General features: G+C 28.4%; 16 protein-coding genes and 1 other annotated feature. Of the genes, 3 read left to right on the forward strand and 13 right to left on the reverse strand.

Annotation, left to right across the window (positions count from 1 at the left end; translation table 11 throughout):
- Positions 1-143: 143 nt before the first annotated feature.
- Positions 144-1,577: a cardiolipin synthase gene (gene cls / locus AXY43_RS11220; protein ID WP_012060744.1), complete on the reverse strand. Its 1,434-nt coding sequence runs from the start codon at positions 1,575-1,577 to the stop codon at positions 144-146.
- Positions 1,578-1,846: 269 nt separating this feature from the next.
- Positions 1,847-2,065, forward strand: a binding site (T-box leader).
- A 164-nt stretch (positions 2,066-2,229) separates the two neighbouring features.
- Between cls and leuS the strand changes: the two genes are divergently transcribed.
- Positions 2,230-4,680, forward strand: a complete 2,451-nt coding sequence (leuS, locus tag AXY43_RS11225) for a leucine--tRNA ligase (RefSeq protein ID WP_012060745.1) — start codon at positions 2,230-2,232, stop codon at positions 4,678-4,680.
- Positions 4,681-4,897: 217 nt separating this feature from the next.
- Here the strand turns inward: leuS and AXY43_RS11230 are convergent, their stop codons facing one another.
- From AXY43_RS11230 to AXY43_RS11260, 7 genes are all read right to left on the reverse strand, one after another.
- A complete protein-coding gene (locus AXY43_RS11230) occupies positions 4,898-5,584 on the reverse strand; it encodes a response regulator transcription factor (protein WP_012060746.1) in 687 nt (228 codons plus the stop codon).
- Between the two features lie 156 nt (positions 5,585-5,740).
- The gene (locus AXY43_RS11235) at positions 5,741-6,976 is read right to left on the reverse strand and encodes a sensor histidine kinase (protein ID WP_012060747.1); all 1,236 of its coding nucleotides are present in this window, start codon (positions 6,974-6,976) and stop codon (positions 5,741-5,743) included.
- Positions 6,977-7,186: 210 nt separating this feature from the next.
- On the reverse strand, positions 7,187-7,390 hold the full coding sequence (locus AXY43_RS11240) for a hypothetical protein (RefSeq protein ID WP_017211237.1): 204 nt from the start codon (positions 7,388-7,390) through the stop codon (positions 7,187-7,189).
- Positions 7,391-7,417: 27 nt separating this feature from the next.
- Positions 7,418-8,095: a hypothetical protein gene (locus tag AXY43_RS11245; RefSeq protein WP_012060748.1), complete on the reverse strand. Its 678-nt coding sequence runs from the start codon at positions 8,093-8,095 to the stop codon at positions 7,418-7,420.
- Positions 8,096-8,308: 213 nt separating this feature from the next.
- Positions 8,309-9,253 (reverse strand): 2-hydroxyacid dehydrogenase, encoded by a 945-nt coding sequence (locus AXY43_RS11250; protein WP_105411548.1) that lies wholly within the window; start codon positions 9,251-9,253, stop codon positions 8,309-8,311.
- Between the two features lie 522 nt (positions 9,254-9,775).
- Positions 9,776-10,297, reverse strand: a complete 522-nt coding sequence (gene dcd / locus AXY43_RS11255) for a dCTP deaminase (RefSeq protein ID WP_105411549.1) — start codon at positions 10,295-10,297, stop codon at positions 9,776-9,778.
- Positions 10,298-10,412: 115 nt separating this feature from the next.
- Positions 10,413-11,156 carry a hypothetical protein gene (locus AXY43_RS11260; protein WP_017211241.1) on the reverse strand — a complete coding sequence of 248 codons (744 nt, stop codon included), beginning with the start codon at positions 11,154-11,156 and terminating at the stop codon, positions 10,413-10,415.
- Between the two features lie 253 nt (positions 11,157-11,409).
- Between AXY43_RS11260 and AXY43_RS11265 the strand changes: the two genes are divergently transcribed.
- On the forward strand, positions 11,410-11,739 hold the full coding sequence (locus AXY43_RS11265) for a HesB-like protein (protein WP_017211242.1): 330 nt from the start codon (positions 11,410-11,412) through the stop codon (positions 11,737-11,739).
- Positions 11,740-11,865: 126 nt separating this feature from the next.
- Here AXY43_RS11265 and AXY43_RS11270 read toward each other — a convergent pair whose 3' ends face one another.
- The 5 genes from AXY43_RS11270 to AXY43_RS11290 all read right to left on the reverse strand — a co-directional run bounded on the left by AXY43_RS11270 (position 11,866) and on the right by AXY43_RS11290 (position 16,917).
- Positions 11,866-12,537: a hypothetical protein gene (locus AXY43_RS11270; protein WP_039769897.1), complete on the reverse strand. Its 672-nt coding sequence runs from the start codon at positions 12,535-12,537 to the stop codon at positions 11,866-11,868.
- 79 nt (positions 12,538-12,616) lie between these two features.
- Positions 12,617-13,951 (reverse strand): vWA domain-containing protein, encoded by a 1,335-nt coding sequence (locus AXY43_RS11275; RefSeq protein WP_077829135.1) that lies wholly within the window; start codon positions 13,949-13,951, stop codon positions 12,617-12,619.
- A gap of 55 nt (positions 13,952-14,006) precedes the next feature.
- Entirely contained in the window at positions 14,007-15,095 is a 1,089-nt protein-coding gene (locus AXY43_RS11280) for an ATP-binding protein (protein WP_012060755.1), read from the reverse strand.
- Between the two features lie 17 nt (positions 15,096-15,112).
- On the reverse strand, positions 15,113-15,892 hold the full coding sequence (locus tag AXY43_RS11285) for a hypothetical protein (RefSeq protein ID WP_023973942.1): 780 nt from the start codon (positions 15,890-15,892) through the stop codon (positions 15,113-15,115).
- Between the two features lie 233 nt (positions 15,893-16,125).
- Positions 16,126-16,917: a GTP pyrophosphokinase gene (locus tag AXY43_RS11290; protein WP_023973943.1), complete on the reverse strand. Its 792-nt coding sequence runs from the start codon at positions 16,915-16,917 to the stop codon at positions 16,126-16,128.
- A 203-nt stretch (positions 16,918-17,120) separates the two neighbouring features.
- Here AXY43_RS11290 and AXY43_RS11295 point away from each other — a divergent pair, with 203 nt between their 5' ends.
- Positions 17,121-17,801: a DUF2225 domain-containing protein gene (locus tag AXY43_RS11295; protein WP_017211247.1), complete on the forward strand. Its 681-nt coding sequence runs from the start codon at positions 17,121-17,123 to the stop codon at positions 17,799-17,801.
- The last annotated feature ends 22 nt before the right edge of the window (positions 17,802-17,823 follow it).

Raw genomic sequence — 17,823 nt, forward strand, 5'->3', positions numbered from 1 at the left:
ATTATTTAGGTTTCATGAAAAATATTTTTAAAACTCGTTTATTCAATACATATTAGATAAAATACTTAGACATATAAAACCACCCTTTTATTTCTCTAAGTAAAAGAGTGGTTTTATCATAATTTTAAATTTCCTATCCTATACTATAATATAGGAGATACCAATCTAATTAAGGACTCTTTAATTTTGAGAGACAAACTCCTACCATCGTATATTTCTCTAGTTATCTCTTCTGAGCACTCCATGTCCTTTATAAACTGCTTTTCTCCATCCTTTGCAATTCTATCGTCATAAATAAATGCATTAACTTCAAAGTTGAGCTTAAAACTTCTAATGTCTAAATTAGCTGTTCCTATGCTCATTACTAACCCATCAGCTACTATGGTTTTTGCATGAATAAATCCATTTTGATAACTATATATTTTAACACCAGCTTCTAATAATTCTCCCACATAAGAACTTGCTGCCCACTGCATAAAGAAATGATCTGGTTTTCCCGGTATTATAATCCGTACATCTACTCCTGATAATGCAGAGATTTTTAATGATTCCAATATTGGCGAATCAAGGACTAAATATGGAGTTTCCAAATACAAATTATTCTTAGCATTATTAATTAATTTTAAATAAGCATTTCTTATATATTCTTCCTTGTGATCCGGCCCACTAGTTACAATCTGTATTCCAACATCCCCTAAGTCTTTCTTGAATTCTTTTGCATATTTATTATAATCAATTATTTTTTCACCAGATGCATGGCACCAATCCAGTAAAAATCTTTCATTTAATGCATTAACTGCTTCTCCTTCTATTCTCACATGGGTATCTCTCCAAAAACCAACTTCTGGATCCTCACTTATATACTCTTTTCCAACATTAAACCCTCCAACATAGCCGTACTGACCATCAATAACAACTATTTTTCTGTGATTTCTATAATTTATACGAGTATTTATATGCGGTAAAATTCCTGGAAAAAACAGTGAAAACTTCCCACCTGCATTCAAGTATTCCCTAAGAACTTTTTTTCTTAGCTTGCGTGATCCCATACTATCTAATAACAATCTAACCTCTAATCCACTTTTAACTTTCTTAGTTAGTTCATCAAGTATCTGTTTTCCAATAGTATCTCCTCTAAATATATAATATTCAACATGAATAAACTTTTTAGCATTTTTTATGTCTTCAATTAACTGACTAAATTTTTCTTTTCCATTTACATATACATCAATTTTATTATTAGTAGTGTATTTTACGCCAGAATTATTAAAATTTAGCCTCCTTAAATCAGCAAATTTTTCTCCGCCATCATGACCGTGTCTATTGGATTTATATGTATCGTTTAAGTTCTTTCTCTTCTTTTCATCAAACTTTATTTTTTCTTTAAAAATCTTTTGCCTGCTTAGATTTTGACCAAACATGATGTAAATCACAAATCCAATGCCAGGTAAAATCATTAATATTAAGATCCATGCCCATGTTGTTGTAGGATCTTTTCTTTCTATAAACACTAATGATAAAGAAAAAAGTATATTTAAAACTAAAGTTATAACTGTTAAGCCTAAAAGTATGTTCATTGATTCACATCCCTATATTAAACTCTTTCCTATTCTAATATTGTATCATAATAACTTATTCTAAAAAAAATATTATTTGCTTTTTTTGAGATAATATTACTTATAGTAAAAATTAATTTCATTTTTGATTAGGAAAACTACTGCTAATATCATTCCAAATATTGCATAAACAATAAGTGGTAATAATTTTTTACTATATAAACACATATATATAAGTCAACTTCTTGACTTTTTTTGATTTCTTAATATATAATATTATTAAAATTTTATATTGTGCGATGAATAGGAGTATTAGTAATAATTATATCTTAAAGAGAGCTGTTGTTTGGTGTAAAATAGTGTTATATTATTATGAACTTGCCTAGGAGCTTACTTGTTAAAAGCAAGTACGGTAGACCCGTTAAAATAATAAGTGAGAAGGATAAATTTGTTTTTTTATCTCTTCTAATTAAGAGTGGTACCACGGAAATTATGCTTTCGTCTCTTTGTTTTAGAGATGAGAGCTTTTTTTAATTTATCCATTATCAGTGCATAGATCTAATATTTTAATTAAAATTTTGTTTTAATAACATATTTTTCAATTATTATAAGCATTTTTCTTTTATATGCATTATATTGTGCATTTTACATTAAAATTATAGGAGGCTATATCATGGCAAATTACGGAACAAAAATTGATGAAAAGTGGCAAAAATTTTGGGATGAGAATGAGGTTTATAAATTTAATCCTGAAAATTCAGGTAAAAAACTCTATACATTAGAAATGTTTTCTTATCCATCAGGCGCTCAATTACATGCTGGTCACTGGTTTAACTATGGTCCAACAGATTCATGGGCAAGACTTAAGAGAATGCAAGGATATAATGTATTTCAACCAATGGGATTTGATGCCTTTGGATTACCTGCTGAAAATTATGCTATAAAAACTGGAATTCATCCTCAAGATTCTACTTTAAAGAATATTGAGACAATGGAAAAACAATTGAAATCTATGGGTGCTATGTTTAATTGGGAAAATGAAGTTGTTACTTGTCTTCCTGATTATTATAAATGGACTCAGTGGCTATTCTTGAAACTTTACGAGAAAGGTCTAGCTTACAGAAAAAAAGCACCTGTAAATTGGTGCCCATCATGCAATACAGTATTAGCTAATGAACAAGTTGTTGATGGTGTTTGTGAAAGATGTAGTACTGAGGTTACAAAGAAAGACCTTACTCAATGGTTCTTTAAAATAACTGAGTACGGCGATGAATTGCTTGATAAATTAGATGGTTTAGATTGGCCTGAAAAAACTAAGTCTATGCAAAAGCACTGGATTGGAAGATCTTATGGTGCAGAGGTTACTTTCAAAGTCAAGGATTCAGATTTGAAATTCGATGTATTTACTACAAGAGTTGATACTTTAAACGGTGTTACTTATGTAGTTTTAGCTCCTGAAAACAAACTAGTTGATGAGTTAACTATTCCAGAGTATAAGGCTGCTGTTGAAGAATATAAAGAAGCTGCTGCGAAGCAATCTGAAATTGAAAGACAATCAGTTTCAAAAGAAAAGACAGGAGTATTCACAGGATCTTATGCTATAAATCCTATTAATGGAAAAGTAGTCCCTATTTGGATTTCTGATTATGTATTGGCTACTTATGGTACAGGATGTGTTATGGCAGTTCCTGCTCATGATGAAAGAGATTTTGCTTTTGCAACAAAATTCAATTTACCAATCGAAAGAGTTATAACAGATAAAGAAAATACTAATCCAGACCTTCCATATTGCGAATATGGAGTACTTGTTAATTCAGGAAAATTCGATGGATTAACAACTGATGAAGCTAAAAAGAAAATCGTTGAAGAATTAGAAAAAGATGAATTAGGAGCAATGAAGAAAAACTTCAGATTAAGAGACTGGCTAGTTTCAAGACAAAGATATTGGGGTGCTCCAATTCCTGTTATATACTGTGATGATTGTGGAATAGTTCCAGTACCTGAAAAGGATCTTCCAGTGAAACTTCCTTACAATGTTGAATTTACACCAGATGGTAAATCACCATTAGGTAAATGTGAGGATTTTGTAAATACAACTTGTCCTCATTGCGGGAAGCCTGCAAAGAGAGAAGCTGATACTTTAGACACTTTTGTATGTTCATCTTTTTACTATTTAAGATATGTAGACAATAAAAACGATGATGCACCTTTTGATTCTGAAAAAGTCAACAAAATGCTTCCTGTAGACAAATATGTTGGTGGACCAGAACATGCTTGCATGCATTTATTATATGCTAGATTCATAACAAAAGCTTTAAGAGATATGGGATATTTAAACTTTGACGAACCATTCTTAAGCTTAACTCACCAAGGATTGATCTTAGGACCAGATGGACTTAAAATGAGTAAATCAAAAGGAAATACTATTTCTCCTGATGATTATATTAAAGAATATGGAGCTGACGTATTTAGAATGTACTTAATGTTTGGATTTGGTTATACTGAAGGTGGAGCTTGGAGCGACGACGGAATAAAATCTGTTGGAAAATTCGTGGATAGAATTGAAAGAATCCTTGAAAATTGCAGAAATATAATAAATTCAAATGAGAGCACTAAAGATTCTATTGATTCAGCTGAAAAAGAATTAAACTTCTGGAAACATAATACTATTAAAGGTGTTACTGAAGACGGAGATAAAATGCAATTTAACACTGCAATAGCAAGACTTATGGAGCTTACAAATGCTCTTAATAAGTACACTCAAGAAAATATTAAAAACGCAAACTTCTTAAAAGAAACTATAGTTGATTTCATAAAACTACTTGCACCATTTGCTCCTCACTTTGCTGAAGAGCAATGGAGTTTACTTGGAAATAATTCAACAATCTTTAATGAAAAATGGCCAGAATTTAACCCTGCTGCTTTAGTTAAAGATGAAGTCGAAATTGCAATCCAAATAAATGGTAAAATAAAAGCTAAAATCATGGTAGCTTCTAATTTAGATGAAGAAGGTATAAAAGCTGCTTCATTAGAAAATGAGACTATTAAAGAAAATACTGAAGGTAAAACTATAGTTAAAGTGATTGTAATTAAAGGAAGACTTGTTAATATAGTTGTAAAATAAAAAAGTGGCCACTTGGCCACTTTTTTATTAGTTATAGATATTCAACTTTAAAGCTATATTTATGTGTCAACTTACCAGAATCATAAATATTTTGTTCCGAAAAGCTATGAAAATATATTTACATACTAATTCTAATTAATAATTTAGGCATCTATATATACTATTACTTTAGTTAAACTCTTACTTTTATTTGATAATATTATTTCAATATTGAAACTTATGAATTAAATCTATATCCTGTTCCCCAAAGGGTTTCAATATACTCTGGATTTCCTGGGTCCTTTTCTATCTTCTTTCTTAACTTTTGTATATGGACTGCCACAGTTGCTGTATCTCCGTAATAATCCTCTCCCCATATTCTATCGAATAATTGATCTTTAGTGAAAACTATATTGGGATTAGAAGCTAAAAATACCATAAGCTCATACTCCTTTGTAGTAAGAATAACCTCTTTTCCATTTACGAAAACTTTATGTGAATCTGTTCTTATCTCCAATGCTTTATGGCTAATAATATTGAGTTGGGGTCTATTTCCTGATAACCTCTCATATCTAAGCATATGAGACTTTATTCTGGCTACTAATTCTGCAGGACTAAAAGGTTTTGTTAAATAATCATCTGCACCAAATCCTAACCCCTTTATTTTATCAATATCTTCACTTCTTGCTGATACTATTATTATAGGTATTTCATATTTTTCTCTAACTTCTCTTACTATTTCATACCCATCTTTGCCTGGTAGCATTAAATCAACTATTATAAGATCATATGTACCAATAAGAGCTTTTTTTAATCCTTGAATACCATCCTGAATTATTTCCACTTTATAACCATTTAATTGAAGATACTCTTTTTCTAGTTCAGCGATATTTATATCATCTTCTATAATTAATATTTGTTTCATATGCTTCCTCCTCTTTATTATTTATGCCTTAAATGACACATGTCAGATATCTATGATTCGTATCACTATTTAATCACGAATAACATCTGCACACTCCTTAGCATTGTGCCCCTTGTTGGTATAAATTCAGCTATAGTTCTCTCCACCTGAAAAGCTTCACTTTATTGGTAGCTCTATAGTAAACGTACTTCCTTTCCCCATTATACTTGATGCATAAATTTTTCCTCCATGAGCTTCTACCATTTCCTTTGCAATTGCAAGTCCTAAACCTGTACTCATAAAGTCTTTTGTACGTTCTGTATCTATACGGTAAAATCTATTAAATATATTTGAAAGTTTATCTTCTGGAATCCCAGGACCATTATCTTTAATTTCTATCTTAATCCATTCATTATTATTACTTAATTCTACTTTAATTATTGAATCTTTTTGCCTTCCATATTTTATAGCATTCCCTATAACATTCCTAATAACTTGATATATTCTTTTTCCATCTATGTTAATTTCTAATTCTTCCGACAACCTATCTTCAAATTTAAATTCAATATCCTTTTCTTTAAGAACAAAATCAAACTCTTCCATAAGATCACTCATAAATGCCTTAAATTTAACTATCCCAAAATTAAAATCTAATTTTTGCATATCTAATTTTGAAAATAAAAACAAATCATCAATAAGGTTATTTATATAAGTAGTATTATTATGAATTATATTTAGATAATTGTTCACTTTATCTGGTGAAGTAACAACACCATCCACTAAGGCTTCAATATATCCATTAATTGAAGTAATTGGTGTTTTTAAGTCATGGGAAATATTAGCTATCAATGCTTTTCTATTTTCTTCATATTCAAGTTTCATCTCTTCAGATTTTTTTAAGGTTTCAGCCATCTTATTAAAATCATATATTAAAATTCCTATTTCATTATATACGTCGTTATCAATTTTCACGTCATAATTACCCCTAGCTATCTGTTCAACACCATCTTTTAACTTCTCTATAGGTTTCATAATTCTTTTTTCCATTCTCATAGTTATATATATATGAGAGCTTTGATGAATAATAAAAATTATTGCAAAAAATATAGTAATTGCCTTTACATCTACAAATTTAAATATGGAAAAAACAAGTAACATGCTTATTAAAATTCCCGTTGGACGCATCCATCTTAGATATCTATGTATCCTATTAAATTCATTAAATTGTTTATGATGAGACTTATGATGTATTTTTTGATGCTCATAAACTAACTCATAACGCATTTCATTTAACTCTTTGAGTTTTTCAAAAAATTCCCGATGTTCTTCATCAATTCTATTATGAAAATGAGAATAAACTCTTCCTCTAAACCTTCTAATGCTTTCCACCTCCTTAAAATAAATTTCTACCATTGTAATGATTATAACATTACAAATTAACTTTTAATAAATTAAATTAAAACTGTCTATTAATAATTCTAATAAAATCATTCTATGAGATACTTAAATTTTGATTTGGAACAAAGTTCCTTATTTACTTATTTATTTATAAATGAAAATCTCTAAATAATTGAATTTTACATCAATAATTTAGAGATTTCTGAATTTCAACCCCTCTTTACATTAAGAAATACTCATTTTTCTTAATAGATTTTTCACATCAGTTGCATATATATATTTATCATCTTCTTTAATCATCACTCTAGTGCGACATTTAAAGCATTTATTATCACAATGCGTTGTCTCAAATTGAATTCCTCTATTATTTAGAGCTTCAACTAATTCATTATACTTTCTAGTGTTAGTACAAATAAGATATTTGGGCATTTACTACTATCTCCTAACTCAATTAATTTACCAAACTAAATCTAGTGATCCATTTACAGCATTTTCGCCTTTAGAAGAAATTTCTACTTTCTCAACTTCATTATTTTTATTTGCATATATTTTTAATATAGCATCGCTGTTTTCAGAACATAATAGTTCTTTTATAAATTTATGATGCTTATGAAAACCTCTATCATCACTTTCCTTCATTTGTCTTATATGCTCCATTATCTTTTCTTCATCCATTCCTTTATGGAATTCTTTATGCATGTCCTTGATTTCTTTAAATACCTCTTTCAATTCTAAAGAAATAATAGCCTTTTCATCTTTTTCCTCCACTTGCACATTATTTAATAAATTTAATATAAAAGTAACTTTTGAAAGTCCTCCTTTTATTCCACCGTGACCATGCATTCCGTGCATATTCATTCCATGATTATGCATTCCTCTATGAAATCCATGATCCGGGCACTCCTTTATATTAAATTCAGAATTACTATCATGTTTTACTTTTTTGCCTTCAGCATCTAAATCAACACTTATGTTAGCTTTTGTTTCCCCACTTTTAGTATTAGTTTCAAATTCATTGGAAAATGATAATACTTTTACATCTCCTTTAGTTGCTTCCAATTTTACGCTTCCTTTAAACACTTCTTTTTCCTTCATAGTTTTAAATACATCATATAATACTTTAATTTTATTCATTTATAACGCCTCCCAATATTTTTAAAGATTTATTTCCTTGCTTGTTATGAATTCATTATAAAATCTAATTTTAAAAATCTTTTAAAGCAATTATAAAAATTTTATAAAAAAATAGAAATCCCTCAAAAGGGATTTCTATTTATACTATCTAAGAAAAGCATCAAGGCTTTTCTTCCCAGGTTTCTAATTCTAAATTAACATATATAAATTGACTTATTTAATTACATTTTGCGGAGTACCTTTTAACCATTTTTTTATATTATCAAAAACAATAACTGCTCTCTTTTCGAAAGCTTCCGCTGTTGCAAATGCAACATGAGGAGTAACTATTAAATTATTTGCTCCAAACAATACATGATCTGTAGGAATTGGTGGCTCAATTTCAAATACATCTACTCCCGCACCGGCAATTTTGCCATTATTTAAAGCTTCCGCAAGTGCTGAACTATCTAAAACAGGACCTCGTGCTGTATTTATTAAAATTGCACTTTCTTTCATTAATGATAATTTTTCATTATTTATTAATCCTTTAGTGCTTTCATTTAGTGGAACATGAAGCGATACTATATCACAAGTAGCCATTAATGTATCTAAATCTACAAATTCGATTCCTTCAACATCTTTTTTAGTCCTGCTATAAGCGTATACATCACATCCAAATGCTTTAGCAATTGCGGCAGTTCTCATACCTATAGCTCCTGCCCCTACTACTCCAAACTTCTTTCCTGCGAGTTCAAATCCCACAAGCCCATTCTTCGTTCCACCTTCTCTAGCCACCTTATCACATGGTATAATATTTCTATATAGAGAAATAACCATACCAAATACTAAGTCTGCAACTGCAGCAGTTGAGTATCCAGCACAATTGCATACTAAAATGTCTCTTTCCTTACAGTAATCCATTGCAACATGGTCTACTCCTGTAAACGCAACACAAATCATTTTCAAATTTGGACAGTTTTCTATTACCTCTTTTTTATATGGAAGATTGGATATTACTACAGCATCAGCATCTTTGCTTCTTTCTATTAATGTTTCGGTATCTTCTACTCTTGTATCATAATATATTATGTCTACTTCATTTCCTAAACTATTCTTTGCCATTCCCAATAACTTATCCTTATTTACACCTAATGGCTCTAATATCACTAATTTCATTTACTTCATTCTCCTTTATATATTAATTTATATTTAAAAATGATTTGTTAAAAGCGCTTTATCTATATTATATATGATACATCCCCATCAGAATCTTTTGAATAGATATATGTGAAATTTTTTATTTTAATTATCCTCAGATAAAAAAAGATTCGGATATTTTCTTCTAGAGTATCTAAAAAAACATCCGAACCTTTTTTCATATTAACCAACATATAAGTGATATTTCTGAATGCAATTTCGGAAATAAAATTGAAATATAAGTATATGATGAACTACATGAATTTGCAGATAATATTTGCATATCGTATTTGTTGTTTCAACTTAATAAATCTCAATTTTATTATTATAAATAAGACTTAGTAAGTTGAACATATTTACGAACTTAGTTTTAAAATAACAATGTATAGATTTTGAGCAATATAATTCATTCGTTATAAGAGTGCTTACCTTGCATTGCCTGATGACTTAATACAGATTTTGATGCTTAAAATTTTTAGAACGTATTGCTCATAAATACAACTATCTTTCAAAATCTTTATACATTAAACTTGGCTGTATTCCTTTATTATTCTGATATTTTCCACTGCTATATAAATCATATTCTCCATGGATATCATGATAATATATTTGACATATTTCTACGTTAGGATAAACTTTTATTGGCTGAACGCAAAAAATTTCTAACGTCCAGTAGCCTGAAAATCCAATATCTCCGAATCCAGCTGTAACATGAATAAATACCCCTAATCTACCTGTTGAAGAGCGTCCTTCAAGCATAGGGACATATTTACTAGTACTCGTAAATTCATTTGTTCTACCTAAGTATAATTTACCTGGTTCTAATAATAATCCATCCTCCGGAATTTTTATAACTTTTGTTGGATTTGGAGTTTTCATATCTAAAATATCATTTTCATAAACTAATAATTCATTATGCAAAGACAAATTATAACTATTAGGATTTATTTTTTCCTCATCAAAAGGTTCAATTATTATATTACTACCAATATTTTTTAATATTTCTTTTCCTGATAATATCATTAGTTCTCCTCCAAGCTATATACTTTAATAAATAGTTCATAATGTATTATTTTAATGTATTAAATCTAATAAATTCTAAATGCCTAACCAATAATATCACAATATATAAGAAAATTTATGCATTTAAGATTTCTTTAAACTCAAACAATACTTTTTTAACATTCTCTTCATCTAAAGGCTTATAGCTATTTAAATATCCTGAAGCATCAAGAGCTTCATATGCTTTCTTACTCATTGAAATCCAATTTTCAGGTATATAAATCCACACTATATCCTCATATTTACAACTTAATAAAAAATGTTCTAATCCTCTAAATGCATATTCTTCAATTTCGTGAAGCTCATTTAGAATCTTATAATCCTTAACTATTTTAGAACTTAACTCACATTTATATATGTCTACATAGAAGAAATCAAATTTATTTTTTTTTGCTTTAAAGGCATCCCCTTTTATTATCCGTATTTTTTTATTTTTAGGAAAATTATTATTATATAATTTTATTATTTCTTCACTAATTTCATATACAATTACTTCTTCTACACTATTTTTTTTTGCAATTTCTTGAACTACATATCCAATGCCAAGTCCAATTACACCAACTTTTCCGTGAGCAAAAGAAATTGCTCCATATGAACTTTCAACTGTCTCTGGTGTTAGTTTCATTAAATCACTGCCATTTTTATATAATTGAATTATATCTATATCATATTCTTCTTCATTTTCATACATATAACCTTGTAATTCTTGCTTTATTATGGTATCTTTAACTATTTTATAGTCGCCACAAGTTCCTTGATTAATTAAGTCACTATATCGCTTTATCTCTTGGAACACAAAACTTTTATTATATGGTTTCATAGTTAATTCCCCTTCTTACAATATTTAATGCAAAATCTTTAATAGTTCTATATTATTATAGCACATTTTCCAATTTATGTATAATATTGTATAATTTATTTATTAACATTATATATTCAATAAACCATAATATAATAGCACATTCTTAGACATAATATAACTATTAATATTAACTTTTTATTTTAATATATATATGCTATACTTACTTTAATGATTTAATATCATTAATATTTCATAAAGTAGGTGTTTATATATGAAAAATGTTAATATAAGTGAAGAAGCTTATAATGAATTTAAAGCTTTTTTAGAAGAAAATAAAATAACTGATTTCAATATTAGAATAAATTTTGCTGGTTATGCATGTAGCGGTCCAGTTTTTAACATATCTCTTTCAGAAGCTACTGATGCCGACGAGGTTGAAAAAATGAATGATATTTCATTTATATACGAAAAATCCCTAATAGAACAATTTGGTGGATTTATAATACTTTCTTCTGATGAAAATGAAGGTAATGGCTTAAGTTTAAAGCCTGTTATAGCGCCTGAAGGCGGATGTGGTGGTTCTTGCTCAGGATGCCACTAAAATCATAATAAAAAATGTAGAATAAATGAAGAATATTTATTCTACATTTTTTTGTTGTTCTGAGTTCTTATACCATCTAACATTCCCCTTACAAAAAGCTTAATTCTTACTCTACAGTTAATCACTTTACTTATTTGTACTATCAACCGACTCTATTTTCCACTGCACATTCCCATAGTCATCACTTATTTTATATATACCTTCCAAAAGATCTATCCAATAATGATTTTTTATAACCTTACTTTCCTTATCTTCACCTGTAGCTCCATTTAAATTTTCTTCATTAAATTCATTAAAGTATTCGTATGTTTTTGAAGAAATCTCATACATATATTTAAAAGATTGTAAATCTTCACTTTCTAGCCTTATTTTATTTGATTCATTTTTCATCTCTTTACTTACAGTAGACAACATATACTCCTTTATCTTTTCATTTATATTATTTTCCATTATCTTATCAGTTTTAATTACCTTAGAGAAAAACGGTATTGCATTTTGAGTGTATGCTCTATACTGTTGCCATAATTCTATTATGTCATTAGACATTTCATCATAATTCTTATAAAGCTTTACTAAATCTTCATTTTTTAAACTATTCTCTTCAATTCCTTTAGACAATATATCCATATTGCTTTCATTTCTTTGCTTAAAATCCTCTATCTTAGTATAGGATTCCTGACCTAGTTTATATTTATAATTATTTAATTTAAATACTACATATATATTAAGTATTATACTTACTACAAGAAGTATAGATAAAAACCTTGTATAATCTGTAATTTTCATTCCTTGGGTCAAGAATATCACTCCTCTATACTGTAATTTATTTTAACATATTACCTTATATTTGCCTATTTAAAATTGGTTAATAATTTCCCTATCTAGCCCAGTCGTGTATAGCTTCATTTACCATTTTCAATCCGATATTCCCACCTGAGCTTTCCTTCTTTTCAGTATTTATTCTTTTAATCTCTCCATAAGGATTTTTTAATGATAATTCTTCATTTCCAGATACAACCCATATAGTTTTTTTGTTAATTGGCTTTACTTCAAGCTCTCTTTCTCCAACACCATCTGTAAAATATATTAATACAGCACTTCTTAAATTATTTTCATTTATATACCTAAATACAGGTGTAAATTTCGTAGATCCATTATCTTTGCTTCTCTTTCTTATGTCATTCTCATTTCTTAAGTCATATACTTTTCTAATCTCACTATCACATTCGATAATTGTGATTTTATTCTTAATATTTGAAGTTATAGACAATATCTCCACTAGTATCTTATGCATATCACTGTCCTTCATGCTAGCACTTATATCTATTGCTACAATTAATTCAGTTTGACTCTTAGGTAACCTCCCTCTTAAATCTAATCTTTCCGGCTGTCTTCTATCCCTTCTTGTTATTGTCCTCTTATATCCTGATTTCACACTTGGGAGTATATTTTTAAGAACAAGTTGCCAAGGTATTTCTGCCTTTTCTTTGTACGCTAAAATTATGTTTTCTAATCCTTTTGGAGTGTTTTCATTATAAGCACTTAGAGCCGTTTTCTTAGTCAAATTGCTAATATCTTCATCACTTATTTGAGCACTTTCCCACAAATCATGGACTTTTGACATATCCACTTCATATTTCGAATCATCATCTTTATCAACTTTATCTTGCTTTATTCTAGACTTAATTGATTTATGAATTTCTTCTGCATATTCCTCGACACTTCTATTTTCCTCAAGTGATAAATTATATTCCATGTTAACTGCATAAAGCCTTTTGCTAAAGGGTGGTAAATCTTTTATATACTGATTAATTGAAATATCTAAAGCAACATTTACCGCTTCTTTACTAAATCTATCCTTCAATTTTCTTTCTCTTTCAAAATGAGAATTCATTATATGATATATTTCATGTTTAAATAATGCTGCCATTTCTTTTCTATTACAATCCAAAAATAAAAATGGATTAAAATACATCTCGAATCTATCACGCTTTGGAATAGTTGCTATTGGCGCTGTTAAGGTAGTATTTATTTTCCGTTGAACTCTAAGCATGAATTGCCCAAAAAAAACATCTTGAGTTTGCAACAAATATAATATAATATCCTCTACTAGCTCAAAGAAATTTCTTTTATAATTATCACTAAATTTATCATCTTCACTCAATTGATAGGCTTCTTTTAAAAGTTGCTGTCTTTTTTCTTCAAAATCCATATACAAACTCAGCCTCCTTCCAAAGCTTAATTAAAAACTTTTATATCTTAACTCATCAACCAAATATATTAAAAAATGCTTCTAAGAACTCTTCAGTACCTAGTAACTTTTCATATAGTCCACTTTCCTTATAATCTCTTTTTATTTCCTTCATAATACCAAGTCTCAAATCTCTTGGATATAAATTTAGAAGTTCTGAAAATAGCCTTAAATTCCTTTCTATCGGCATATTTTCCAAATACCTTAGCGAATTTTTAGACAATATGTATAATCTAGAATGATTTTCCTTTTCTATTTTTTCCTTTAGATCAAAATTTAAAATATCACTGCTGAATATATCTTCAACCTTTACTAAAGGTGTTTTTAGGTTTATCAAAAAGTTTCCAAAATCATTTGCAATGCTAATCCCAACATTTCCTTTTACAACATTCAGTAGAGTATCTAAAGAGTATTTTCCCTTATTTTTTACAAATACCTTATATGCTTTTGATACTCTCTCCCAGCTTCTTGGAGTAGCCTTTATTGTTTCTTCTGAATCAGGAGTATGAAGATATTCAGGAAATGTAGACAAAAATTCTATGATATGTTCATCTATATTTCCATCATTACTCATTCCCCACTTAATCCATTCTTTAATATCCGAGTCTAACTTTACCCAGACAAATCTATCTTCTTGAGCTGGGTCCATATCAACAACATCATATTGACTATTATTAAAGCCATCATTTTTATTAGAAGGATTCATTGCAGCTATTACTTTAACTCTCTCATCCAAAATATATCCATTAATCTCTCTATTTAAGATAAGATTCATAAGTTCTTGTGCTACGGCATGATCGCATCTATTCAATTCATCTATAAATAAAATAACATCTCTATTTATATCTTCATCTAATGCTTTTTTGATTTCAATTAGCTTACTATGTGTCGCATATATAGTCGTCCTATTTTCAACTACAGGTAGTCCTCCTATTTCCCCTTCCTTTAGCAAGTTTGCATCTATTGTAACAAGATAATATCCATTTTCTCTTGCTATACGCTTAACTAATGAAGTCTTTCCAACTCCACTTTCTCCTATAATTAAAGGCACATCATTTGATGCGACTACTAAATCTACTGTATTTAAGCACTCTAAATAATTCAATCTTTTCGCCTCCATTCTTATATAGATAATTTATAATCTACTAGCAACTTTTTGGCATTCTTGCTTCCATATTCTCTTACAAAATTAATTTTATCCATTTCCAAAACCTCTAACTCTAAGAAATCTTCAATATACTTCTTACTAATATCTTCTTCTTTGATTTTTTCTTGAAGCACATCAATTACAAGTTCTACATCTATGCTTTCATAAATATACTTAACTACATTTATATTTTCATATATAAATTTCTTTATTTCATCTAAATCATAGTTGGAAATATAATTTATAGCTTCTCCATTTAGCTCTATTGCCTTTATTTTCGCCTTAAGGCTTGGATTCTTTATAAATCTAATTGCTACATAGTAGTTTTCTATAGCCTTAAGCTGAATTTCTTCAGAAGGATTCTCTATATATTTAATTGCATCATAGTCCCTACTAACAGCTAATAATTGAAGTTCCTCGCTAGGATTCTCTATAAATTGTATAGCCCATCCTTTAGTCTTAATAGCTTCCTCTATCACCTTTTTAGTAGGATTATTTATTAACTCTAAAGAGTTCCACAAGCTTTTAACACACATTATAGCAACTTCTTCATTAATGTCTTTAATATATTTTGCTGACAGCGGGGTATTTGCAATAGCTTGTTTTTGCACTTCCTTACTCGGGTTCTTAATATATTTAATATTGTTACCATTATTCTTAACAATAAATAACTCTAATTCCTCATCAACTTTGTCTATTTCCTGAATATATTCAGGATTGTTTCTCAATCTCAATAATAGTTGATCTCTATCCATTTTTATCTCCTTATCATATATATTAATTTCGTACTATATTATTTCTATATAAAACATTATACTTGATATTACTGACATATTCACTATGCTTGATTAATAAATACAATATCCCCTTCAAAATAAAAAACATAGCTGCAGATATTTCTTTTAAATATTGAAAATCTACAGCTATATTTTAAACTATTTGAACAACAAAACATAATTTTCCTTATGAACTAAATATACAAAAACTCTTAATCTGTATATTTTTCAATTTCTCTTTTAACAGAAAACAATAAACTATTTAGCTCCCAAACTTCCCCATCTTCTATTAACTTATTTAAAGTTTTTTGGAATCTGGCTGCCTCTGTTTCCTTACCTAGTGAAATTAAAGTTAATAGTAAATTCATTATATTTGAAATTAAATGTGATTTAACCTCAAATAATTTTTGTGCATCCTTAATTTCATCTTTGATTTCTAACATTTCTTCATCTAATCTAAATGCTGCATCTGCAGATCTTTTAAGTTTTTCCTTTAATTGTTCTGGTATATGTTGCTTATATTTGTAATTAAGAGAATGTTCAATAGTTGCCCAGAAATTCATTGCTAATGTTCTTATTTGAAATTCAGCCAAAATTTCAACTAGTCCTTCTGCCATATTTACAGGATATTTTATTATCATATGATAACTTCTATAACCACTCTCTTTAACATTCCTTACATAATCCTTCTCATAAAGAATCTGCATATCTTTACGTTCTCTTAATATCTGCACTACTGTGTCTATATCATCAACAAACTGACACATTATTCTTATTCCTGCAATATCCTCAAGTTCATATCTAATCCTATCTATTGGTATTTCAAATTTGTTAGCTTTTTCTAACATACTTGATACTTCTTTTACTCTTCCTGTTACAAACTCTATAGGTGAATATTCATTTTTTTTTCTATATTCTTTTCTAATTGATTTTAACTTAACTTTCAGTTCATCTACTGCTTGCTCATAAGGCATTAAGAAAACCTTCCAATCATTCATTGCCATTATATCACCCTTTAATACATTACTATCATTTCTCAATTTCATCCTTATCTATTATATCAAAAACTTTAAATTAAGTGTAATTAATAATAAATAAACTATTTAAAAAATATTCATAGACTATTTATGAATGCTTTTAATATGTTATAATCAATGTATAATATAGAATTTTATTCTAGATTGCATTTTTAATGGGGTGACTGAAAATGAGTGATACGAGTATATTAAATCATCTTTTTGACAAACAGATAGTCTGTCCTGTTTGTAATTCACATTTTAAAGCTAAAACAGTTAAATCTAAGTCACCACGAGTTATTTCTAAGGATTCAGATTTCTTTATAAGATACTCTGTAGTAAATCCGTATTTTTATGATGTATTAATATGTAATTCATGCGGCTACGCTGCAATGAGATCAGATTTTGAAAAACTAAAATCACATAAAAAAGAACTTGTTTTAAGTAACGTAACACCAAAATGGAAACCAAGAGAATATCCACATATTTTAGATGAAAAATTAGCAATTGAGCGCTATAAATTGGCTTTATTAAATGCTATGCTTATTGATTTGCCAAATAGTACAAAAGGTATGATTTCTCTAAAAATTGCTTGGTTGAATAGATTATTGGATAATAATATTCAAGAAACTTTGTTTTTAAAGCAAGCTCTCGAAGGATTCAACACTGCTTATATGACTGAGATTTTTCCTATATATGGCTTACAAAGAGATTCTTTAATGTATCTTTTGGGAGAATTAAACCGAAGATTAGGAAATAATCAAGATGCATTACAATGGTACTCTAAAACTATTGTTAATACAAATTCTTCTTATAAAATTAAAGAGATGGCTCGCGTTGGAAAAGATTTAATTAAAACTGCCAACACATAAAAATATATTTTTATTTATCATT

The organism is Clostridium sp. MF28 (assembly GCF_002969175.1).
GTDB lineage: Bacteria > Bacillota > Clostridia > Clostridiales > Clostridiaceae > Clostridium > Clostridium beijerinckii.